At 39.9% G+C, this 24,232-nt stretch carries 22 protein-coding genes and 1 pseudogene; 13 read left to right on the top strand and 10 right to left on the bottom strand.

What is annotated here, in order from left to right:
* Positions 1-139 precede the first annotated feature (139 nt).
* From rbsD to H1225_RS01185, 7 genes and pseudogenes are all read left to right on the top strand, one after another.
* A pseudogene (gene rbsD, locus H1225_RS01215) lies at positions 140-397 on the top strand (D-ribose pyranase); the annotation flags it as partial.
* 18 nt (positions 398-415) lie between these two features.
* Positions 416-1,897, top strand: a complete 1,482-nt coding sequence (gene rbsA / locus H1225_RS01210; protein WP_239739677.1) for a ribose ABC transporter ATP-binding protein RbsA — start codon at positions 416-418, stop codon at positions 1,895-1,897.
* 1 nt (position 1,898) lies between these two features.
* Positions 1,899-2,864: a ribose ABC transporter permease gene (gene rbsC / locus H1225_RS01205; RefSeq protein WP_069368591.1), complete on the top strand. Its 966-nt coding sequence runs from the start codon at positions 1,899-1,901 to the stop codon at positions 2,862-2,864.
* Between the two features lie 42 nt (positions 2,865-2,906).
* A complete protein-coding gene (gene rbsB / locus H1225_RS01200) occupies positions 2,907-3,797 on the top strand; it encodes a ribose ABC transporter substrate-binding protein RbsB (protein ID WP_072063681.1) in 891 nt (296 codons plus the stop codon).
* A 78-nt stretch (positions 3,798-3,875) separates the two neighbouring features.
* Positions 3,876-4,802 carry a ribokinase gene (rbsK, locus tag H1225_RS01195; protein WP_161671081.1) on the top strand — a complete coding sequence of 309 codons (927 nt, stop codon included), beginning with the start codon at positions 3,876-3,878 and terminating at the stop codon, positions 4,800-4,802.
* A gap of 4 nt (positions 4,803-4,806) precedes the next feature.
* Complete coding sequence (gene rbsR / locus H1225_RS01190) at positions 4,807-5,820, top strand: ribose operon transcriptional repressor RbsR (RefSeq protein WP_174704102.1); 1,014 nt, start codon at positions 4,807-4,809, stop codon at positions 5,818-5,820.
* Between the two features lie 381 nt (positions 5,821-6,201).
* Positions 6,202-6,537, top strand: a complete 336-nt coding sequence (locus H1225_RS01185) for a zinc ribbon domain-containing protein YjdM (RefSeq protein WP_072063684.1) — start codon at positions 6,202-6,204, stop codon at positions 6,535-6,537.
* A gap of 95 nt (positions 6,538-6,632) precedes the next feature.
* Here H1225_RS01185 and thiL read toward each other — a convergent pair whose 3' ends face one another.
* From thiL to queA, 10 genes are all read right to left on the bottom strand, one after another.
* Positions 6,633-7,616: a thiamine-phosphate kinase gene (gene thiL, locus H1225_RS01180; RefSeq protein ID WP_006535123.1), complete on the bottom strand. Its 984-nt coding sequence runs from the start codon at positions 7,614-7,616 to the stop codon at positions 6,633-6,635.
* A gap of 103 nt (positions 7,617-7,719) precedes the next feature.
* Complete coding sequence (gene nusB, locus H1225_RS01175; protein WP_006535124.1) at positions 7,720-8,133, bottom strand: transcription antitermination factor NusB; 414 nt, start codon at positions 8,131-8,133, stop codon at positions 7,720-7,722.
* 28 nt (positions 8,134-8,161) lie between these two features.
* Positions 8,162-8,632 (bottom strand): 6,7-dimethyl-8-ribityllumazine synthase, encoded by a 471-nt coding sequence (gene ribH, locus H1225_RS01170; RefSeq protein WP_023580887.1) that lies wholly within the window; start codon positions 8,630-8,632, stop codon positions 8,162-8,164.
* Positions 8,633-8,844: 212 nt separating this feature from the next.
* The gene (ribD, locus tag H1225_RS01165) at positions 8,845-9,999 is read right to left on the bottom strand and encodes a bifunctional diaminohydroxyphosphoribosylaminopyrimidine deaminase/5-amino-6-(5-phosphoribosylamino)uracil reductase RibD (RefSeq protein WP_006535127.1); all 1,155 of its coding nucleotides are present in this window, start codon (positions 9,997-9,999) and stop codon (positions 8,845-8,847) included.
* 70 nt (positions 10,000-10,069) lie between these two features.
* Positions 10,070-10,519 (bottom strand): transcriptional regulator NrdR, encoded by a 450-nt coding sequence (gene nrdR, locus H1225_RS01160; protein ID WP_006535128.1) that lies wholly within the window; start codon positions 10,517-10,519, stop codon positions 10,070-10,072.
* A gap of 115 nt (positions 10,520-10,634) precedes the next feature.
* Positions 10,635-11,603, bottom strand: a complete 969-nt coding sequence (gene secF, locus H1225_RS01155; protein ID WP_072063687.1) for a protein translocase subunit SecF — start codon at positions 11,601-11,603, stop codon at positions 10,635-10,637.
* Between the two features lie 10 nt (positions 11,604-11,613).
* Entirely contained in the window at positions 11,614-13,461 is a 1,848-nt protein-coding gene (gene secD, locus H1225_RS01150) for a protein translocase subunit SecD (RefSeq protein ID WP_109399302.1), read from the bottom strand.
* Positions 13,462-13,493: 32 nt separating this feature from the next.
* Positions 13,494-13,829, bottom strand: a complete 336-nt coding sequence (gene yajC / locus H1225_RS01145) for a preprotein translocase subunit YajC (RefSeq protein ID WP_006535133.1) — start codon at positions 13,827-13,829, stop codon at positions 13,494-13,496.
* An 85-nt stretch (positions 13,830-13,914) separates the two neighbouring features.
* Positions 13,915-15,057, bottom strand: coding sequence for a tRNA guanosine(34) transglycosylase Tgt (gene tgt / locus H1225_RS01140; protein WP_036911729.1), 1,143 nt, complete (start codon positions 15,055-15,057; stop codon positions 13,915-13,917).
* Positions 15,058-15,240: 183 nt separating this feature from the next.
* Positions 15,241-16,314, bottom strand: a complete 1,074-nt coding sequence (queA, locus tag H1225_RS01135; RefSeq protein ID WP_115065096.1) for a tRNA preQ1(34) S-adenosylmethionine ribosyltransferase-isomerase QueA — start codon at positions 16,312-16,314, stop codon at positions 15,241-15,243.
* A gap of 107 nt (positions 16,315-16,421) precedes the next feature.
* Between queA and H1225_RS01130 the strand changes: the two genes are divergently transcribed.
* The 6 genes from H1225_RS01130 to H1225_RS01105 all read left to right on the top strand — a co-directional run bounded on the left by H1225_RS01130 (position 16,422) and on the right by H1225_RS01105 (position 24,227).
* The gene (locus H1225_RS01130; RefSeq protein ID WP_109847911.1) at positions 16,422-17,009 is read left to right on the top strand and encodes an acyl carrier protein phosphodiesterase; all 588 of its coding nucleotides are present in this window, start codon (positions 16,422-16,424) and stop codon (positions 17,007-17,009) included.
* 411 nt (positions 17,010-17,420) lie between these two features.
* Positions 17,421-18,023: a peroxiredoxin C gene (locus H1225_RS01125; protein WP_006535139.1), complete on the top strand. Its 603-nt coding sequence runs from the start codon at positions 17,421-17,423 to the stop codon at positions 18,021-18,023.
* A gap of 309 nt (positions 18,024-18,332) precedes the next feature.
* Complete coding sequence (gene ggt, locus H1225_RS01120) at positions 18,333-20,093, top strand: gamma-glutamyltransferase (protein WP_109399304.1); 1,761 nt, start codon at positions 18,333-18,335, stop codon at positions 20,091-20,093.
* 613 nt (positions 20,094-20,706) lie between these two features.
* Complete coding sequence (locus H1225_RS01115; RefSeq protein WP_006535141.1) at positions 20,707-21,336, top strand: ferredoxin-like protein; 630 nt, start codon at positions 20,707-20,709, stop codon at positions 21,334-21,336.
* A 52-nt stretch (positions 21,337-21,388) separates the two neighbouring features.
* A complete protein-coding gene (locus H1225_RS01110) occupies positions 21,389-23,491 on the top strand; it encodes an aldehyde ferredoxin oxidoreductase (RefSeq protein ID WP_006535142.1) in 2,103 nt (700 codons plus the stop codon).
* Between the two features lie 22 nt (positions 23,492-23,513).
* Positions 23,514-24,227 (top strand): YdhW family putative oxidoreductase system protein, encoded by a 714-nt coding sequence (locus H1225_RS01105; protein ID WP_229096500.1) that lies wholly within the window; start codon positions 23,514-23,516, stop codon positions 24,225-24,227.
* Positions 24,228-24,232: the final 5 nt, after the last annotated feature.

The following is a 24,232-nucleotide window of genomic DNA, read 5'->3' as shown; positions in this document are numbered from 1 at the left end:
TCAATCAGTTAGATTTTTCTTTCTTTTTGTTTACCAACGAAACGTTTCGATCATGCTCACAATATGAATAAATCAAACTTGTTTTCCCACTTTTCTTTTCTACTATATAGACAGCGAAACGTTTCGCTGAGGAGAAAACATGAAAAAAGGTATATTACTTAATAGTCCCATTTCGAGTGTCATTTCACGTTTAGGACACACTGACAAAATCACTATTGCAGATGCCGGATTACCTATTCCCTCCTCTGTTGAACGTATTGATCTTGCTCTCACTCAAGGGATCCCTGACTTTATGTCCGTGTTGCAAACAATCACTCATGAGATGCAAGTTGAAGCCATCATGCTGGCGGAAGAAATTAAAACCATCAATCCCTCTCTTTTTAATGAAATCATCTCTTAATTTGAACTTAAAGATATTGATAAGTCATTTCCCGGTGTAAAAGCACTATCTGGCGCGACGTTACGAATTTATCCTGGTCGAGTGATGGCTTTAGTCGGTGAAAATGGTGCTGGCAAATCAACACTGATGAAAGTGCTTACTGGCATTTATAAAAAAGATGCTGGTGAAATCATTTATCAAGGTGAAAGTTGTACTTTCAATGGTCCTAAATCTTCTCAAGAAGCAGGGATCGGCATTATTCACCAAGAGCTTAACCTTATACCTGAATTAACTATCGCAGAAAATATTTTCTTAGGTCGTGAGTTTACTCGTGCTTTTGGTGCTATCGATTGGAAGAAAATGTATGCAGAGGCTGATAAGTTATTAGCTCGATTAAACCTAGCTTACAGTAGCCACCGTTTAGTGTCTGAATTATCGATTGGTGATCAGCAAATGGTGGAAATCGCCAAGGTACTTAGTTTTGGTTCCAAAGTGATTATTATGGATGAACCAACAGATGCATTAACTGACACAGAAACTGAATCTCTGTTTAGTGTTATTCGTGAACTAAGAGATCAAGGTTGTGGCATTGTTTATATCTCACATCGCTTAAAAGAGATCTTTGAGATCTGCGATGATGTGACAGTCCTGCGAGATGGTCAGTTTATTGGTGAAAAACCTGTTGCCTCATTAAAAGAAGATACTCTGATTGAAATGATGGTTGGTCGTAAGTTAGAAGACCAATACCCTCGAATTAATATCCCTCAAGGAAAAACTAAACTTAACGTCATTAACCTCAGTGGCGAAGATGTTCACGATGTCAGTTTCTCATTACATGAAAGCGAAATTCTTGGCATTTCAGGTTTAATGGGAGCGGGTCGTACTGAATTAATGAAAATTATCTACGGTGCATTACCTAAAACTAATGGCACCGTTGAGTTAGATGGTAAACCCTGCCAAATAAAAAAACCAGTTGAAGGATTGGAACAAGGCATTGTTTACATCTCTGAAGATAGAAAGCGTGATGGTTTAGTACTTGGCATGTCAGTAAAAGAAAATATGTCTCTGACGGCACTTCGCTATTTTAGCCGTGGCATGGGTGTGCTTAATCATAAAGAAGAGCAACTCACCGTCGGTGATTTTATTAAATTATTCAATATAAAAACCCCTTCAATGGATCAAACCATAGGTTTTTTATCAGGGGGAAATCAACAGAAAGTGGCTATCGCAAGAGGCCTGATGACTCGCCCTAAAGTACTTATTCTTGATGAGCCCACTCGTGGCGTTGATGTGGGCGCTAAAAAAGAAATTTATCAGCTAATTAATAAATTTAAACAAGAAGGATTAAGCATCATCTTAATTTCTTCTGAAATGCCAGAGGTAATGGGAATGAGTGACCGTATTTTGGTTATGCATGAAGGTCGTATTAGCGGTGAGTTTTCCGCTCACAATGTCACACAAGAAATGCTAATGGCAGCGGCTGTTGGTAAACAATATGACGCTAAAGTAGGAGTTTGATATGAGCACGAATTCAATTCCAGCGTCAAAACGTTGGTTCTCAAAAGCTTGGCTATTAGAGCAAAAATCGCTGATTGCATTGCTACTTCTGATTGTTGTGGTTTCCACACTCAGTCCTAACTTCTTTACCTTAAACAATATTTTCAACATCCTCCAACAAACATCAGTTAATGCCATTATGGCGGTTGGCATGACGCTGGTTATTTTAACCTCTGGTATCGACTTATCTGTTGGTTCATTGCTTGCATTAACAGGTGCCGTTGCTGCTTCGATGGTTGGTGCAGATGTTAATGCGCTTGTTGCTGTTGTTGGAGCATTGGCATTAGGTGCAGCTATTGGTGGTGTCACCGGGATTATCGTTGCTAAAGGTAAAGTTCAAGCCTTTATTGCTACGTTAGTCATGATGTTATTACTACGCGGTGTTACTCGTGTCTATACAGACGGCAGCCCAATTAATACCGGATTTAGCGATAATGCTGATCTGTTTAGTTGGTTTGGTATTGGTCGCCCATTTGGTATTCCAACGCCAATTTGGCTCATGATGATTGTCTTTTTGAGTGCATGGTATTTATTACATCACACACGTTTAGGTCGCTATATCTACGCACTAGGGGGTAATGAATCTGCCACTCGCTTATCCGGTATTAGTGTCGATAAAATTAAAATCATCGTTTATTCATTATGTGGTTTATTAGCCGCCCTTGCGAGTGTCATTGAAGTTGCTCGACTTTCATCAGCACAGCCAATGGCCGGTAATGGTTATGAGCTAGATGCGATTGCCGCCGTTGTTCTGGGAGGCACCAGTCTTGCGGGTGGTAAAGGTCGTATTATCGGTACATTAATTGGTGCACTTATTCTAGGATTCTTAAATAATGCACTGAATTTATTAGGAATATCATCAAATTATCAAATGATAGTAAAAGCAGTGGTCATCTTACTTGCTGTTTTAGTAGATAACAAAAAATAACGCTCTATTCTCTTAATCCGAACCCCGACAGGAACTTATATTATGAAACTGAAAAAAATGGCGACACTTCTTTCTGTTGTTGCATTAAGCGCCACAATCAGCGCCAACGCATTTGCCAAAGAATCGATCGCGCTTGTTATCTCAACACTTAACAACCCTTTCTTTGTCACCATGAAAGACAGTGCGCAGAAAGAGGCAAATAGATTAGGCTACGACCTTGTTGTTCTAGATTCTATGGACAACCCAGCTAAAGAGCTTGCTAACGTGCAAGATCTGACAGTGAAAGGGACTCGTTTAATGCTTATTAACCCAACAGATTCAGATGCTGTGGGTAATGCAGTTATTTTAGCTAATAAAGCCAAAATCCCAGTGATCACCTTAGACCGTGTTGCCAACAAAGGTGAGGTCGTCAGCCACGTCGCTTCAGATAACCGCCTTGGTGGTAAAATGGCAGGTGATTATATTGCTGAGAAAGTTGCTAATGATGCCAAAGTTATTCAACTCGAAGGGATCACAGGAACATCTGCATCTCGTGAACGTGGTGAAGGCTTTAAACAAGCCGTTGATGCCCATAAACTGAATGTACTTGCAAGCCAACCTGCTGATTTTGACCGTACAAAAGGTCTTAACGTGATGCAAAATCTGTTAACTGCGTATCCTGCGGTTCAAGCTGTGTTTGCACAAAATGATGAAATGGCATTAGGTGCATTACGTGCGTTACAAACCGCTGGTCGTACCGATGTGTTAGTGGTTGGTTTCGATGGCACAGATGATGGGATCAAAGCAGTAAACCGTGGCATGTTAGGTGCAACCATTGCTCAACGTCCAGATCAAATTGGTATTATCGGCATTCAGACTGCAGATAAAATTCTCAAAGGTGAGAAAGTGGATGCAACAATCCCTGTCGAACTTGAGTTGGTTATTAAACAATAACAACAATAAATGCCACGGAGTGATATTGCTCCGTGGTAGCTTTAATCATTAAAACACGTTTTTACAAGGATAAAGGCTATGACAACACCTCGCCTTGCTGTTCTAGGTAGTATTAATGTTGACCACATTATGAATATTTCACAATTTCCAAAACCAGGTGAAACCATTATTGGTCATCAATACAAAATAGCCTTTGGTGGTAAAGGTGCAAACCAAGCTGTTGCTTGTGGTCGCAGTGGCGCCGATATTACCTTTATTGCTTGTGTCGGTGATGATGCGATTGGCAGTGAGATAATCTCACAACTTAACACAGATAATATTCATATCGATGCAATTAGTATTATTCCGCAAACACCTACAGGTGTTGCGATGATCCTTGTTAATGAGCAAGGTGAAAATGTAATTAGCATTATTGCAGGTGCTAACGGTGCACTAACACCTATACATCTTGAGCAATATCATCATGTTATTGAACACGCTGATGCCTTACTGATGCAATTAGAATCACCGTTAGAGACTGTTTTTGAAGCCGCAAAACTGGCAAAATCACATCAAACTAAAGTCATTTTAAATCCCGCACCAGCACAAACTTTATCTGATGAATTTCTGAGTTTTATTGATGTTATCACTCCAAATGAGACAGAAGCCGAAATATTAACAGGCGTTTCTGTGCATGATGAAGCAGGTGCGGCAAAAGCTGCCGATATTTTACATCGTAAAGGCATCAAGCAAGTGCTTATCACTTTGGGTAGCCGCGGTGTATGGTTTAGTGAACAAGGAAAAGGCATGATAATTCCTGGATTTCGTGTCGATGCTGTTGATACCATTGCTGCAGGTGATACATTTAACGGTGCATTTGTCACTGCAATATTAGAAGGGAAACCTTCCGTTGAGGCTATCCGTTTTGCTCACGCAGCAGCTGCCATTGCAGTTACACGTCATGGTGCGCAATCTTCTGTTCCTTGGCGTCATGAAATCGAATTATTTTTAGCAGAGCGAGCATAGTACTTTGGCAACAATGAAAGATGTCGCCCGTTTGGCGGGCGTTTCGACATCAACTGTTTCTCACGTAATCAATAACAATCGTTATGTTAGTGAAGGTATTCGTAAAAAGGTTAACGACGCTATCGAAACCTTAAATTACGCGCCTTCTGCTTTAGCACGCAGTTTAAAAATGAACTGTACTCATACTATTGGCATGTTAGTGACAGCCAGTAGTAACCCGTTCTATGCAGAAGTTGTGCGTGGCGTTGAACGCAGTTGTTACGAAAAAGGTTATAGCCTTATTTTGTGTAACACTGAAGGAGATTACGAACGCATGGATAGTAGCCTTGAAACATTGCTACAAAAACGTGTTGATGGCTTATTATTGATGTCAACAGAAGCCAGAGCGCCCTCTCATGAAGTGCTAAATCGTTATCCTCGTTTACCTATGGTTATGATGGATTGGTCCCCCTTTGAATACGGGGGCGATATTATTCAAGATAACTCTCTGCTTGGGGGAGAAATTGCAACCAATTATCTAATTGAAAAAGGCTTTACTGAGATTGCGTGTATTGCAGGCCCTCAAGATAAACTTCCTGCCAAACATCGTTTACAAGGTTATTACAATGCAATGCAAAAAGCAGGATTAGCTATCCGAGAAGAGTTTGTGTTAACAAGCGATTTTGAATTTGCGGGTGGATTTAGCGCAATGCAAAAATTACTCTCACTTTCTGTCTTACCACAAGCTGTTTTTACCTGTAATGACGCGATGGCTGTTGGTGCTTATCAAGCTATTTATCAAAAAGGTTTGCGTGTACCTGATGATATTTCAGTGATGGGTTATGATGATATCGACCTAGCCTCTTATATGATCCCTCCTCTTTCTACGATCCACCAACCCAAAGATGAATTAGGTAAACTCGCTGTCAGCCAATTATTACATCGCATGGAAAATATCGATGCAAAAGACAATGTTCTGGTACTTACACCCAAACTTATAGAACGTGGTTCGGTGAGTAACTTTGTAAAATCACAATAAGAAAAGTAACACTATTATTGATAATGCTCTCTTTTAAGGTGGGGGCATTTATTTTTAGTTGTATTTATAAAATTATTATTTTTATATCAAATAGTTAAGTGAAATTTAAAATCAATTTTATTTGTCTTTATTTTCTATTTAACGCGCTATATCTAATCTACTTTTCCTCTCTCGTTATGTCATAATCGGTGAAGGATGCAAATTTCCATCAAATCCATTATACTATCGCCCTTTCACATTATCAGAAGCAGTACCACTTCGGAGACTGCTTAGAACTTTTCACTCTTAAACGATAATGTGTCCTTTAATTTATGGGGCAAGTGTTATCCTCATTGTGACGATTAATCACTCCCCATTTTGATAAAATTTGAGAGTATTATTATGTCATTACCTTCTTGTCCTAAGTGCAGTTCAGAATACACCTATGAAGATGGTGCAATGTATGTTTGCCCTGAATGCGCACACGAGTGGAACGATGAAGAACCCGTTATTGATAACGATGAGTTAGTGGTTAAAGATGCTAACGGCAATCTATTAGCTGATGGTGATTCAGTAACTGTGATTAAAGATCTCAAAGTCAAAGGTAGCTCAACCATGCTTAAAATTGGTACTAAAGTAAAAGGTATCCGTTTAGTGGAAGGCGACCATAATATTGATTGTAAAATTGATGGCTTTGGACCAATGAAGTTGAAATCTGAATTTGTTAAGAAAAACTAAGAATAACAGATTATTGATACTATCTTTGTTGATATATCTAGATGTTATCGCATTCTGAAAGGCGCTTATAGAGCGCCTTTTAAATTGAGATAGGCTTACTGATCAGACTCACTGAAATGATCAAACCCTTTAAGATTAGGGTAAACATCTTTACCATCTCGTAAATAACGAATACCTTCAGCGATCGGCATAATTTGCCCTATACAATGAAAATCTGCGCCTGTATGTGCTAATGCAATCTCTAACGCGCCACGGTTGATTTCTGGCACCGTAAAACATAATTCATAATCTTCACCACCACTTAATGCCCAAATCTCCGCTTGTTCTTCACTCACTTGCGCTTTCATCGCTGGCGAATAAGGTAATGCATCTAAATTTAAGTGAGCCCCACAACCACTTGCGGTGAGAATATGACCTAAGTCTGAAATTAACCCATCAGAAATATCAATCGCAGATGTCGCTAAATGGCGCAATGCTTGACCTTGTAATAAACGAGGCTGAGGACGCAAATGCCTTGCAACAAAATAATCACTATGCTCTTTTTCTGTTGGTTGTAATCTATTTTGTAATACAGCAAGTCCCGCAGCACTATCGCCTAAAAACCCAGTGACATAGATCCAGTCACCAATTTTAGCGCCGGAACGAAGTAATGCCGTTCCTTGTGGTACAAGTCCTTGTATGGTAATCGTTAAACTTAAAGGACCACGAGTGGTATCACCACCAATTAGCTGGATCGCGTAGTAATCAGCCAAAGCAAAGAAAGAACGACTAAATGCCTCAAGCCATTCACTGTTTGTATCAGGAAGTGTTAACGCTAATGAAGCCCAAGAAGGATCTGCACCAACGGCAGCTAAATCACTAATATTTACAGCAAGTGCTTTATAGGCTAAATCTTCAGGTGAGATAGAAGGAAGGAAGTGAATACCACTCACTAAAGTATCAGTGCTAATAGCGACTTGTTGCTTTTCCGGTACCGTCAATATTGCGCAATCATCCCCAATTCCTGTACTTACATCTTTTCGTTTTACAGGCTGTGAAGTGAAATATTGCTTAATAAGGGAGAATTCACCACAAGGCATTATCTATTTCCTATTGAGCTATGCATACTAGACTAGCTTTATTAAACAAAAGGCCGGAAATACCGGCCTTGAATTATTTACCATAAAGGAAACGTGAAAAACATTATTTTTTACGTACAGTTGGTGCAGCTTTATCAAGCACGCCATTAACAAATTTATGGCTATCGTCAGCACCAAATACCTTAGCCAGTTCAATCGCTTCGTTAATCGCAACTTTGTAAGGAACATCTTCACGGAAGCTTAGTTCAAACATTGCTAAACGTAAAATTGCTTTTTCAACTTGACCTAATTCTTCGAGTTGGCGGGATAAATAAGGTTCCATCGCCTTATCTAAACGTGTTGCATTAATGGCAACACCCACTAAAAGCTCACGAAAATAAGCAATATCTACACCTTGGGTATCCTGCTCGGATAAAAACTCCAATTCCACATCCGCGATGTCATTTCCGGATAATTGCCATGAGTAGATAGCTTGCACAGCACACTCACGAGCACGACGACGAGCAGCAGGTTTCACAAAATTCCCCTTAAGTTAAAACAGATGATTAGCCTTTTATGGCTTTAAGTACATTGATCATTTCAAGTGCTGTCATTGCCGCTTCAGCACCTTTGTTACCCGCTTTAGTTCCAGCGCGTTCGATAGCCTGTTCAATACTTTCCGTTGTTAATACACCAAAAGTCACAGGGATCTCACTTTGCATTGCAACTTGAGATAAACCAGAACTACATTCGCCAGCAACGTATTCAAAATGTGCGGTTCCACCACGGATAACAGTACCTAGTGCGATAACTGCATCGTATTTGTCGCTTTCTGCTAATGCTTTAACAGTTAATGGCAACTCATAAGCGCCTGGAACCCAAACGACGGTAATATTTTCAGAGGAAACTTGTCCAATACGTTCTAATGCATCAACAGCACCTTCTAATAGGCTGTCATTGATAAAGTTATTAAAACGGGCAATTGCAATTGCTACGCGTGCGTTTGGCGCCGCGACAACACCTTTGATTACGTTCATAGGTTACCTTTTTCTCCTATCCGCGGGGCGCGGATTTTATCATATTCTTTCCTTTTCTGCGCTCTGTTTTATTATTACACAGTAAAGGAGCCAAAAACCCTTGATAAATCAAGGCATTTAGTTGGCTGATAACGATGTCGTAACGACAGGAAATAACACACACGGCGCCATTTTACTACAAATAGCGCCGTAGACACACTTATTTGCGTCTATTAATAACGAGGTTTTAAACAAACTCTAATATCAGAGCCAATCTGTTGAAGAGAATCTACTGTAAATTCAGGTGCTTCGGATAATGATGAAAGGGGAGAAAGTGCAAATAAACCTCGTGCATCATCCCCTAAAATTTTAGGTGCGATATAGATAATAAGTTCATCAACAAGTCCGGCTTCTAATAATGCGCCAGCAAAATGCGCCCCACTTTCAACCCATACGGTATTGATATTGCGTTTACCCAATTGCATCATTAATAAAACTAAATCCACACCACTATTTTTGCCATTCGTTGGTAATAAGATCTCTGATACATTGCCTTGCCAGTCACTTGGCTGTAATTTTGTGCGCGCCAGCCAGCATTCGCCTTCAATTTGAGTGATTTTATGATTTTCAGTCACTCTATTTTGGCTATCAGCAACAATGCGAATAGGTTGGCGTAGCGTTTCTTCAGGATAAAGCGCTTTAATTTCATCTGAAAGCTCATCCCAACGTACATTCATAGAAGGGTTGTCAGCAAGCACTGTTGCACTTGTTGTTAAAATAGCACTAGCTTGAGCTCGGAAATTTTGTACATCTCGACGAGATGCTTTAGAGGTTATCCATTGACTTTCACCTGATGCTAACGCCGTTTTACCATCTAAAGATGCACCTAATTTTAACTGAATGTAGGGAAAGCCTGTTCTCATTCGTTTAAAAAAACCAACATTCAGTTTTTCAGCTTCTTGCATTAATATGCCATGTGAGACATCAATGCCCGCTGATAGTAATTTATGCAATCCACGACCTGCAACTTGAGGATTAGGATCTTGCATCGCAGCAACAACGCGTTTTACCCCTGCATTAATCAAAGCATCAGCGCAAGGTGGTGTTTTACCGAAATGGCTACAAGGCTCAAGCGTAACATAAGCTGTTGCCCCTTTTGCTTTATCTCCTGCCATTTTTAACGCGTTGACTTCAGCATGAGGACCACCAGCATGATGATGATAACCTTCACCAACAATCTCCCCTTCTTTTACAATCACACACCCCACATTAGGATTAGGCGATGTTGTAAAACGACCTAATGCTGCGAGCTCAATGGCTCGACGCATATAGTGTTCATCATGCAGGCTTTCATTTTCACTTGAATTGTTGCTGTTGTTATTTATCATAATAATTACATGTAATTTTATTATTTATCGTTATTTTTCAAATCATTAAATAAAGCGCTGAATTAATGTATTAATCCTGTAATTTTGCAATTTCTTCACCAAAATCACGGATATCTTCAAAACTACGATAAACAGAAGCAAAGCGAATATAAGCTACTTTATCGAGTTTCTTTAGCTGTTCCATAACAAAATTGCCAATTTCTTTTGAGGGGATCTCTCTTTCGCCCGTCGCTCTTAGTTGTGATTTGATATGGCTTATCGCAGCTTCAACATCATCTGAACTCACTGGACGCTTTTCTAATGCTTTAAGCATACCTCGACGAAGTTTCTCTTCATCAAAAGGTTCACGTATTTCATCACTTTTCACAACACGAGGCATCACTAACTCTGCTACTTCAAAGGTAGTAAAACGTTCATGACAGACAAGACATTGGCGACGACGGCGCACTTGTGAACCATCACCAACCAGTCTGGAATCAATTACCTTGGTATCTACGGCTCCACAAAATGGGCAATGCATAGTTATTCCTACTTTTGACAATACTCATAAACAGTGTACCTGTTCAGTGAACAAAAAACACCCTGTCAGTATACACTGGCAGGGTGTTTGCGATGTTTTATCAGAAAACGCTCTATTATGGTAAGAGTGTTGTCTGATCGGCACCCTCTTTTTCCACTTTTTGTACAATCAAGTGTTCACGTTTCATTCCCATTTTAAGTGCTAATGCAGAAGCCACATAAATAGAAGAAATAGTACCGATTGAAACACCAATTAACATAACTAAAGAGAAGCCCTGAAGCATTGAACCACCAAAGATATACAGCATTAATACAACCAATAATGTTGTTGCTGATGTCATGATGGTACGGCTTAATGTCTGTGTAAGAGAAACGTTCATAATTTCATATGGTGTTCCTCGACGAATCTTACGGAAATTCTCACGAATACGGTCTGATACAACAATACTATCGTTCAGTGAGTAACCAATAACAGACATCAATGATGCGACAATGGTTAAGTCAACTTCTATGTGGAACAGTGAAAGCACACCAAGTGTGATCACCACGTCATGCGCAAGTGCAATAACCGCACCCAATGCTAAACGCCACTCAAAACGGAATCCAACATAGATAAGAATACAGATAAGTGCGGATAACAACGCCATTGCACCTGTTTGAGCCAATTCACTCCCCACACTTGGCCCAACAAACTCAATACGTTTTACCACCGCATCGTTATCAACTTCAGCATTGATAACATCGATAACTTTCTTACCTAATTCTTGACCAGCCTGTCCTTCAACAGGAGGCATACGCACCATAATATCGCGACTGCTACCAAAGTTTTGTAACAGAGGATCTTTGAAGCCAGCTGTATCTAGGCTATCACGCATTTTATCAAGGTCGGCAGGTTGACTGAGATTGATCTCAATTACTGTGCCACCTGTAAAATCCAGTCCCCAGTTAAATCCTTTCATAGAAATGATAGCGATTGAAGCTATCAAAAGCAGAATCGAAATACTAAAGGCAACGTTGTCCCAACGCATAAAGTCAATGACTTTACGACCATGGTTTAATTGTTCAACAGTATAATCCTGTGCCACAACGTGCTCCTTAAATAGACAGTTTCTTAATGCGTTTACCACCATACAGCAGGTTTACAATCGCACGAGTACCGACGATAGCGGTAAACATGGATGTTGCAACCCCGATTGCAGTTGTGATAGCAAAGCCTTTAATTGAGCCGGTACCGACTGCATAAAGGATCACCGCTGTAATCAATGTGGTTAAGTTCGCATCAATAATACTGGAGAAGGCGCCTTTATAACCTTCATGGATTGCTTGCTGTACTGATCGACCATTACGTAGCTCTTCTTTGATACGTTCGTTTATCAGTACGTTGGCATCGACAGCGACGGCAAGTGTTAAGACGATACCCGCGATACCCGGCATGGTCAGTGTTGCGCCTGGTAATAGTGACATTACCCCAACGATTAACACTAAGTTTGCCATTAATGCAGTACTCGCAATCACACCAAATTTACGATAATAAATTATCATAAAGGCAACAGACGCAATCAGTCCCCATAAACACGCTTCTAAACCTTGGGTAATATTTTGCAGACCCAAAGTTGGACCAATCGTTCTTTCTTCAACGATTTGAATAGGTGCAATCAACGCACCAGCACGTAATAACAGAGACAATTGACGTGCTTCATTCGCATTTGAAATACCCGTAATACGGAAACTATTTCCTAAACGACTCTGAATATTCGCAACGTTGATAACTTCTTCGCTTTTAACCAATACAGCACGGTCATTCTCATCACGTTTACCGCTGTCTTTATACTCTACGAACAGTGTTGCCATCGGTTTACCGACGTTGTCCTTCGTAAAGTTAGACATGATAGAACCCCCCGCGCTATCAAGTGAAATATTCACTTGAGGTTGACCATATTCATCAGCCTGAGAAGTTGAGTCGGTAATGTGGTCACCCGTTAAAATAACGCGTTTATAAAGAATAGTTGGTCTACCTTCACGGGTATATTTCACTTCTGAGTCGCCCGGAATACGGCCTGTTTCTAAAGCAGAAGGATCAACGCTGGTATTGACTAAACGGAATTCTAATGTTGCTGTCGCACCTAAAATTTCTTTAGCGCGTGCGGTATCTTGGATACCCGGTAATTCAACAACAATTCGGTCAGCACCTTGGCGTTGAACTAATGGCTCAGCAACCCCTAACTGGTTAACACGATTACGTAAGATAGTAATATTTTGCTGTACTGCATAAGTACGCGCATCACGTAAACGTTCATCAGTAAAAATAGCTCTTAATGAGTTATTAGCACCATCTCTGAAAATGAGATCTTGGTTACGACGAGCCAGGTAATCTGAAGCTTTAGAGCGATCATCCGAGTTACGGAAACGAATTTCAACGCCATAGTTATCCGTTTTACGGATAGAAGAATACGGAATGCCTTCATCGCGTAATAATGTACGCAAACTTTCAACATTTTGTTCTTGAAGTTTACCTAACGCAGTTTCCATATCGACTTCCATCAGGAAGTGAACACCACCACGTAAGTCTAGCCCCAGTTTCATCGGCTCACCGCCAATGGCTTCTAACCATTTTGGCGTTGCCGGTGCAAGGTTAAGTGCAACAATGAACTGGTCGCCTAATGCAGGCAACAACACTTCACGAGCACGTAACTGAATATCAGGGTTACCGAAACGAGCTAAAATTGCACCGTTTTCAAGTGCAATAGATTTCGCTTCAATGTTTTCTTTATCTAATAAAGATCGAACTTGATCCAGTGTTTGCTCATTGGCGGCGGTTCCCCGCGCGCCAGTGATTTGAACAGCCGGATCCTCACCATATAGGTTAGGAAGTGCGTAAAGCAGACCGATGAGGATAGCGGCTATCAACATCAGGTACTTCCACAAAGGATAACGGTTTAGCACGGCAGTTCCCTTTTCCCTTTGGGGAAATGTTATTAAATAGCTTTCATTGTGCCTTTAGGTAATACAGCGGCAACAAAGTCACGTTTGATAGTTACTTCAGTTGTTTCATTCAGAGCAACAACGATATAGCCGTTATCTGAAACCTTAACAACACGACCAATTAAACCACCCGTCGTTAAAACTTCATCACCTTTACCAATAGAATCCATCAGTTTACGATGTTCTTTAGTACGTTTTTGCTGTGGACGTAGGATCATAAAATAGAAAATCAGAATAAAGATCACTAACATCGGTAAAATAGACATAAAGCTAGCTTCAGGTGCTGCTTGTCCAGCAGAAGCAACAGCATCAGAAATGAAAAAACTCATTCACTTTTCCTCATTGTTGTCGATATCGACGATATCCAAGTTATAAGCCCAATATCATACACAGAATTGGGCTTTCTCGTATACATTATTCACACTTAGTCGCACTGCCATTTAGCGGTGGGACAGGTTTTCCAATACGTTCGTAGAATTCGTGTACAAACTCTTCAAAACGCGAATCTTCAATAGACTGACGAATTTCAGCCATCAAGCGTTGATAATAACGCAAGTTGTGGATAGTGTTCAGCCTTGCACCTAAAATTTCGTTACAACGATCAAGGTGATGTAAATAAGCACGGCTATAATTTTTACAGGTATAGCAGTCACAATGTTCATCAAGCGTTGATGTATCAGAGCGATGTTTTGCATTACGAATTTTAATGACACCATCGGTTACAAACAGATGACCATTTCGTGCATTTCGTGTTGGCATAACACAGTCAAACATATCAATACCACGACGAACGCCTTCAACTAAATCTTCTGGTTTACCCACACCCATTAAATAACGCGGTTTATTCGCAGGAATTTGAGGGCAGACATGCTCTAAAATACGGTGCATATCTTCTTTAGGCTCACCGACTGCAAGGCCGCCGACAGCGTAACCGTCAAAACCAATTTCGACTAGCCCTTTTACTGAGATATCACGTAAATCTTCGTAAACGCCACCTTGAATAATACCGAATAATGAATTTTTGTTATTGAGTTCATCAAAGCGCGCACGACTACGTTTAGCCCAACGTAATGACATCTCCATTGAGTTTTTTGCGTAATCCCAATCTGAAGGATATGGCGTACACTCATCAAAAATCATCACAATGTCAGAACCCAAATCGTATTGGATCTCCATTGATTTTTCTGGGCTTAAGAAAATCTTTTCGCCATTAATTGGGTTACGGAAATGAACACCCTCTTCTTTAATTTTACGCATCGCACCTAAACTAAAGACTTGGAAACCGCCTGAGTCTGTTAAAATAGGGCCTTGCCATTGCATAAAATCATGTAAATCACCATGTAACTTCATGATTTCTTGACCAGGGCGTAACCATAAGTGGAAAGTGTTACCTAAAAGAATTTGCGCACCTGTTGCTTTCACTTCTTCAGGTGTCATTCCTTTTACTGTGCCGTAAGTACCCACAGGCATAAATGCAGGTGTTTCAACAACACCACGTTCAAAAATAAGGCGACCGCGGCGAGCATTACCGTCGGTTTTGTCTAATTCGTATTTCACTCATCCTCCAAGCATCAGAAAAACAGTCCAATGCGCAATAAAAAACAGCATATTCTAATCATTTGTTAGACAGCTGTATATGTTACTTCAACAAAAAACCGTGCTTAGTCAAAGGGATTAATCCATAAAATTGAAATAACACTTCATAAAATGAAGAAAATCGTTAAAAAGAATAATAAATCTTTATTCTTGTCCGACTTTTTCATTGATAGCTAAAGGATTACGCGTAATAAACATCGCATCACCATAGCTGAAAAAACGATACTCTTGTTCAACAGCTTCTTTATATGCATTCATGGTATTTCTATACCCAGCAAAAGCAGAAACCAGCATGATTAATGTTGATTCTGGTAAATGGAAATTAGTAATCAACGCATCAATAACTTGGTATTGGTAGCCAGGATAAATAAAGATTTGAGTATCATCAAAGAAAGGAGCAATTAACGCATCGTTTGTTGCTTTCGCTGCACTTTCTAATGAGCGAACAGAGGTTGTTCCCACCGCAATCACTCTATTGCCGCGTGCTTTACACGCTAATACCGCATCAACCACGTCTTGTGGTACTTCTGCGTATTCAGAATGCATTGTGTGTTCTTCGATATTATCAACACGTACAGGTTGGAAAGTTCCTGCACCAACATGCAGTGTGACAAAAGCCATCTCAACGCCTTTTTCTTTTAAGGCTTGAAGTAATGGTTCATCAAAGTGCAACCCTGCAGTAGGTGCAGCAACGGCACCTGGGCGCTCGTTATAAACCGTTTGATAAAGCTCTTTATCCGATTCTTCATCAGGACGATCAATATAAGGAGGTAACGGCATATGCCCAATGCTATTCAAGATGGTAAGAACATCTCTTTCATCATCAAAGCGAATTTCAAAAAGTGTATCATGACGTGCAACCATAGTTGCTTGTACACTTTCATCTTCACCTAGTACAAGCGCAGCACCTTCTTTCGGTGATTTAGAAGCTCTAACATGAGCAAGAACACGATGTTCATCAAGCATACGCTCAACCAACACTTCAATTTTGCCCCCTGACGCTTTACGGCCATAAATACGCGCAGGGATCACCCGAGTATTATTAAAAACCAGCAGATCACCAGCATTTATTTTATCTAACACATCGGTAAAAATACCGTGTGATAAAGCACCAGTCTCGCCTTCTAACGAGAGCAAACGACAACCACTGCGTTGAGGTTGTGGATAGTGAGCAATCAAGGCCTCTGGCAATTCAAATGTAAAGTCTGATACACGCATAATTAAACGACTACTTTCATAAAAAACAGGCGGACTAGTCTAGTGCTGCCAGCTTATCAGTGCAACAAAGAAGCCCTTTTTTATTCAAAAAGCGCTATGATGATGTGATGAATTATCTTGCTCACTTACATCTCGCCTTTAGGGCAAAAAGCTCTCTATTAGGTAATATGATGGCAGATTACGTCAAAGGCACACCTAGCTCTGATTACAGCCAAGCTGTTATTGAGGGCATTCGTATGCATAGACGTATTGATGTACTCACCGATACTCACCCGTTAGTTAAACAAGCACGTCTGTTGTTCCCTGCTGAATATCGTCGAGTCGCCCCTATAACATTAGATGTTTTTTGGGATCATTTTCTTTCTTTAAATTGGTCAACATTCGAACCAGATATCCCCTTAACTAAATTTGTCACCCAAACCCGAAATATTATTGAGCCTGATTTATGGCAAACACCTGAAAAATTCCAAGAGCTCAACGAATATTTGTGGTCACAATCTTGGTTAATTCGTTACGCAGACAAAGCCTATATTGCTCAAACATTGAAAGGAATGGCGAGAAGAAGACCACGATTAAGTGCACTTGAAGGCTCTTATATTGTACTTGAAACACATTACAATGAATTAAGTGAGATTTTTTGGCAGTTTTATCCACAATTGCTAGAAAGAGCACAACATCACCAACTTGATGACTGATACATTTGACTACCACTTTGAGTTTCATCTTTTTGTCATATTGTAGGATTACATTTGATATATCAAAGGGATAGTAAGTCAATTTATCATATTATTCGTAACGATTTGTTAACAAGCATAGTATTCATTTCCAAAGTTGATTAGAATGAATCGTTATACAAGGAGTCATAAATAATCCTACTTTATTGTATTAAGTTGATAACTATAATCTATCAAATAGATTGTTCTGATTAACTTTATCAATAGCGATTGATTATTTATGCTGTATGCATCATTTAAAAACAGGGTACACACTCTAAATAATTCGAAGTATAGCTAGGCGACAAGTGAATGAACGAAGTCAACAACGCTACAACTTGAAGTATGACGAGTATAAATACCCTTAACTCTTTCAATCTACAGGAGTACATTATGGTTCTGGTTACTCGCAAAGCCCCTGATTTCACAGCTGCTGCCGTTTTAGGTAATGGCGAAATTGTTAATGATTTCAACCTGCATTCATTTATCAAAGGCAAACCTGCCGTTATTTTCTTCTGGCCAATGGATTTCACTTTCGTTTGCCCTTCAGAACTGATTGCATTCGATCACCGTTTTGAAGAGTTCCAAAAACGTGGTGTTGAAATCATCGGCGTTTCTATGGACTCAGAATTTGTTCATAACGCATGGCGTAAAACCCCAATTGATGATGGTGGTATTGGTGAAGTTAGATACCCAATGGTTGCTGATATCAAACATGACATCATCAAAGCTTACGGCATCGAACACCCAGAAGCGGGCGTTGCACTACGTGGTTCATTCTTAATTGACAAAGAAGGCGTTGTTCGTCACCAAGTGGTTAACGATCTGCCATTAGGTCGTAATATTGATGAAATGATCCGTATGGTTGACGCACTGCAATTCCACGAAGAACACGGCGATGTTTGCCCAGCACAGTGGGAAAAAGGTCAAGAAGGTATGGGCGCATCTCCAGATGGCGTAGCTAAATACCTGAAAGCAAACTCTGGCAAACTGTAATATTTCAGTAAGCTACTATATTTCTAAAAGCCTGTGAAAACAGGCTTTTTTGTTTATTCAGCACTTATCTACTCTCTACTCATTTCTTATCAACTTTATTTATTACTGCAACTAGTAATACATAAGCTTATTGTTTACCTGCTTAAAGATAGTTTTGTGATCATCACATCAAAAAAAATTCTCCTCATCAATAACCTCTTTCTATACTTATTGTTACGCAATTGTTAACTCGTGTTAATAACAGCGTGTATACACTTATTTTTATTTGTCTTTACGCAAGATAACTCCCTGTTATTAACGGAGATAATGATGATCACTATAAAAAAAACTCACCTGCTGTTACTTACCACACTTTTTTCACCTGCACTCTATGCCGCCTATGAACCCGCGGTTGAAGCACAACAAGGTATGGTTGTCTCTTCTCAACATTTAGCCTCTCAAGTCGGAAATGATATTTTACAAAAAGGAGGGAATGCCATTGATGCTGCCGTTGCTGTGGGTTATGCACAAGCGGTGGTAAATGCTTGTTGTGGCAATATTGGTGGCGGTGGTTTTATGACAATACACCTTGCTGATGGCACAAATACCTTTATCAATTTTAGGGAAACCGCCCCCGCCTCTGCTTCTAAAAATATGTATTTAGATAAAGACGGAAATTTAGTTAAAGATGCCAGTCTATACGGTTATCTTGCGTCAGGGGTACCTGGTACAGTAAAAGGATTGAATTCAGCATTAGAAAAATACGGTACGCTCTCTCGCCAAGATGTTATGGCACCAGCCATTAAACTGGCAAGAGAAGGTTATATTTTAACGCGAGCTGATACTGATGTATTAGAAACGACAACAGAACGATTCAAACAAGATCCAGAATCTGCAAAAATTTTCTTAAAACCAGATGGAACGCCATGGCAGCCGGGTGATCGTCTAATTCAAACTGACTTAGCCAATACGCTTGAACTAATTGCAAACCAAGGTGATGATGCATTTTACCAAGGGGAAATCCCTAAAAAAGTTGAAGAAGCGTCAAAACAACATAATGGTCTGTTAACTCAAGAAGATTTTGCTAATTTTACTATCACCGAAACCCAACCTATCACCTGTACTTACCGAGGCTATGAGTTTATTTCTGCGCCACCGCCAAGTTCAGGTGGCGTCACTATCTGCCAAACACTGAATATTTTGGAAGGTTATGATCTTAAATCAATGGGCTTTAATTCAGCTGAATATGTTCATACTCTAACGGAAGCAATGCGTCATGCTTATATGGACAGAAATACGTTTCTTGGTGATCCTCAATTTATTAAAAATCCAACAGAAAAGTTATTAAGTAAAGCCTACGCCACAGAAATACGCCAACAAATTAAACCCAATAAAGCCACGCCATCAGAAAAGGTACAACCCGGTATTGCTCCTCATGAAAGTCCTGAAACAACACACTATTCTGTTATAGATAAAGAGGGTAATGCCGTTTCAACCACTTATACGATTAATGGTCGTTTTGGTGCTGTTGTCATCGCACCAGGAACCGGATTTTTCCTTAACAATGAAATGGATGATTTCACCACTAAAGTGGGTGAAAAAAATCTCTATGGTTTAGTACAAGGTGAACGCAATAGTATCGCACCATTAAAACGTCCACTCTCCTCAATGAGCCCAACGATTGTAACTAAAGAAGGTAAGCCTTTCCTTATTTTAGGATCTCCAGGAGGTTCTCGTATTATTTCAATAACCTTACAAACTGCGCTAAATATTATTGAGTTTGGTATGCCCCCACAAGAAGCGGTTAATAGCCCTCGCATCCACCATCAATGGCTACCAGATGAGGTTTATTATGAGCAACGAGGATTATCAAAAGACACGTTAGAAAAACTTTCTGCCATGGGATATAAAATGGTAGAACAAACCCCATGGGGAGCAGCTGAATTGATTATGGTCGGACTCCCTGGGGAAGAAGGTGTTCTCTCCGCTTCATCAGGTAACGATTCAGCTGTTTCTGGTGCAGTGCGTGAAGGTTATCTCTATGGTTCAAATGATGTTCGCCGCCCTGCTGGTAAAGCCGTGGGTTACTAACCATAAAATCACATGATACAAATGATAAAAGAAACCTTATCTTGATTAGATAAGGTTTCTTTTTTTATAAAAATGATCTAGTCATGGTTTTACAATTTATTCATATATTTTTCTATTAATAATAATCAACACCAGATTTTGATTAAATAAATAATTAACATTTAATATCAATTTATTATTTAAATAATAATATTAGATAAGATATAAGAACAAACCACCTTTAATTTAATTTCAATAATAGAATATATATAAATGGTAGTTATTCTCTTTCGTAATTACAGATAAAAACAATAATCATTTAATTAAATTAAATTTAATAACACTCGCTATTTTTATTTCTATGATAGCTATCACAGTATTAATTTTCTAATAACCACACTATCAAAGAGGATAATGAAAAATACGTAAAAAATGGAGATAACACATTGTAAATACAAATATTTAACATTTCATCACAATGTATTTTTATCATAAAAATAGTTGAAATAAATAATATATCCCTTAACTACATCGTTATTATCTTTTTTATATAACGATAAAGCAAGCGGATAAATAAATAATTTATCATCACAACTTATTTCTTATTAAATTAGTTAAGCGGAGATAAATATTAATGTCTGATACACATCATCGTCCAATCTTAGATATTGGGCTATCAAGACTAGAGTTTCTGCGAATATCCGGTAAAGGGCTGGCAGGGATCACAATCGCACCCGCATTGCTTTCTCTTTTAGGTTGTAAGCAAGAAGAAATAGACAGCGGCATTATTCAGCTAACCACTACACCTAAAGGTGTTTTAGTGACTAATAGAGCACGTTGTACGGGTTGTCACCGTTGTGAAACCGCATGTACAACATGGAATGATGGCAGTGTAGGCTCATTTTTCTCTCGTACAAAAATCCATCGTCATTTTTATTTTGGTGATAAAGGTATTGGCTCCGGTGGTGGGCTTTATGGCGATTTAAACTTTACAACAGACACTTGCCGCCAATGTAAAGATCCCGAATGTATGAAGGTCTGCCCAGTAAAAGCTATCCGTTATCAAGAAGAGTTCGGCTGTATTGTCGTTGATACACGTCGTTGTATTGGTTGTGCCGCCTGTACAACAGCTTGTCCGTGGATGATGGCAACCGTCAACCCACAAACTAAAAAATCCGGCAAATGTAATTTATGTGGTGAGTGTGCATCAGCGTGCCCAACAGGTGCGTTGCAAATCATTGAATGGAAAGAAATTACTGTTTAATAAATCCAGGCAATCACATCACTGAACCACATTTAGATTAGGAAGCAATATTATGATTAACGGCTGGACTGGAAATATTCTAAGAATCAATTTAACTACCGGTGCCATCACTCGTGAAAGCTCAAGTAAATTTAAATCCTTAATTGGTGGTATGGGCTTTGGCTACAAAATTATGTACGACGAAGTGGGCCCTGGGGTTAAACCTTTTGATGAAGAAAACAAAATTGTCTTCGCAGTAGGCCCTCTAACAGGATCAGGGGCACCTTGTAGCTCACGCGTCAATATCACCTCTCTTTCCACCTTTACTCGTGGCAATCTTGTCGTTGATGCCCATATGGGAGGCTTTTTTGCCGCATGGATGAAATTTGCTGGCTATGACGCTCTGATTATTGAAGGTAAATCAGATAAGCCTGCTTGGATCCATATTGACGATGACCAAGTCTCTATTCAAGACGCCTCTTTCTTATGGGGTAAAGGCGTTCGCCAAACGACAGAAGAATTATGTGCTCAAACAAGTCCTGAGGCTTGTGTCGCAGCCATAGGTCCGGCGGGTGAAAATCTCGTACCTTTATCTGGCATCATTAATAGCCGTAACCACAGTGGTGGTGCGGGGATTGGGGCTGTATTAGGCGCTAAAAAATTAAAAGCCATTGTTGTTGAAGGTAGTCGAGGCGTGAATGTTGCAGACCGTAAAGCGTTAAAAGAACTTAACGACTATATGATGACGCAACTCATTGGCTCTAATAACAACCACGTTGTACCAAGTACCCCACAATCATGGGCTGAATATTCACATCCTGGCTCTCGCTGGAATGCACGTAAAGGACTGTATTGGGGCGCTGCTGAAGGTGGCCCAATTGAAACGGGTGAAATCCCTCCTGGTGACATCAATACTGTTGGTTTCAGAACCATGAAATCGACTTTTGACTTAGGACCAGAAGCAGAAGAATACACCGTAAAAATGGGAGGATGCCACTCTTGCCCTATTCGCTGTATGGCGCAACTTAACGTGCCACAAGCGAAAAAATTTGGTGTGCCGCAAACAGGCGGAAACACTTGTGTTGCTAACTTCGTTCATACAACTATCTTCCCTAATGGCCCTAAAGATGTAGAGAAAAAAGGAGATGGTAACGTCGTTGGTAACCTTGTTGGCCTGAATATTTTTGATGATATGGGTTTATGGTGTAACTACGGCCAACTTCATCGTGACTTCACTTATTGTTATACCCATGGTGTCTTTAAACGCGTTCTTTCTGAAGAGGAATATAATGATATTCCTTGGGATAAGCTTGAAGAAGGTGATCCTGAATTTATCAAAGATTTCTATTATCGCTTAGCGCACCGTAAAGGTGAATTTAGTCACCTCGCTGATGGCTCTTACCTCATTGCGCAACGCTGGAACTTAGGTGAAGAGTATTGGGCGAACAAGAAAAATAAACTTTGGTCACCAATGGGTTTCCCTATTCACCACGCCAATGAAGCCTCTGCTCAAGTTGGTTCTATCGTTAACTGTATGTTTAATCGTGATGCGATGACACATACCCATATCAACTATATCGGTAGCGGTTTGCCTCTGAAACTACAAAAAGAGATTGCAGGTGAGCTATTTGGTTCTGGTGATGCTTTTGATGAAACCAAAAACTATACACCAATCAATAAAGCCAAAATTGCTTACACCAAATGGACAATTTTGCGTAGCTGCTTACACGATGCAGTCACCTTATGTAACTGGGTTTGGCCAATGACGGTTTCACCTCATAAGAGCCGTAATTATCGTGGCGACTTAGAAATGGAGGCTAAATTCTTTACCGCTATCACGGGTGAACCAACAACCTCTAAAGATCTGGATTTAGCCTCAGAGCGTATCTTTACGCTACACCGCGCTTATACCGTTAAATTAATGAATACCATGGATATGCGTAATGAGCACGACCAGATCTGTTCATGGGTATTCGATAAAGATCCCGATATTCCTGTCTTTACCGAAGGTACAGACAAAATGGACAGAGAAGACATGCAGCTTTCTCTCACCATGTTCTATGAAGAAATGGGCTGGGATCCGCAGTTAGGTTGCCCAACAAAAGAAACGTTAGTTCGCCTTGGATTACAAGATATTGCAGACGATTTAGCGTCTCGTGGTTTATTACCAAGTTAATCGGTAAAAGAAGGAGATCATGATGATAGAACAAAATGTATCGGCTTCTATACCACAAGATATCGCTGATGATGCAGATATTGCTTCTGAACAACCTGATATCTCACGTCGACGTTGGTTACTGCCATTATCAGAAACAGGTGTTGGACGTAGTGCTAACACCTCAACAGATGTCGTAGAAGAACCTGTTGCAGAGGTAGCAGAATTATCTGCCGAACAACATCTAGCGAATGCAATACGTCAATGTTCAAAAGAGGGTGAACTATTAGCAATTTCAACGCTGTATGATGCGCCCTATTCTCTGACTGAAGAGGATATTGCGCAATTAGAAACCGCGTTAAAGAGTGACGAGTTTATTGATATCGCCCATTTAAGTCTCAATGGCGAGGATTATTTCTACTCTGATGAATTTATGTCAGATAACTTCGCACAACTGCAATTATTAAACCGCCATGCGGATATTTGTACAGCAATTGCAGGTGTGGTTCGTTTTGAATGCGAAACCTATCCTCGACCATTGAAACAAAGCATGTTGATGTCTGAACCCTTTCAGTACACGGCTTCAGAGATCGAAGATGCACTGACACTGATGAAAACTCACCCTGATTTTCAGGATATTCAGCAAGTTTTAGCATCCAACGATGCCCCTTATCTCTTTAGCAATACGTTAATGAGTTACGGCAAAGCACGAGGCTTAACTGAATGGATTGAGGTAGAACAACATGAAAATCCTTAATGTTC

Source organism: Proteus penneri (genome assembly GCF_022369495.1).
GTDB classification, from domain to species: Bacteria; Pseudomonadota; Gammaproteobacteria; order Enterobacterales; family Enterobacteriaceae; genus Proteus; species Proteus penneri.
This window is presented reverse-complemented; position numbering and strand designations above follow the sequence as displayed.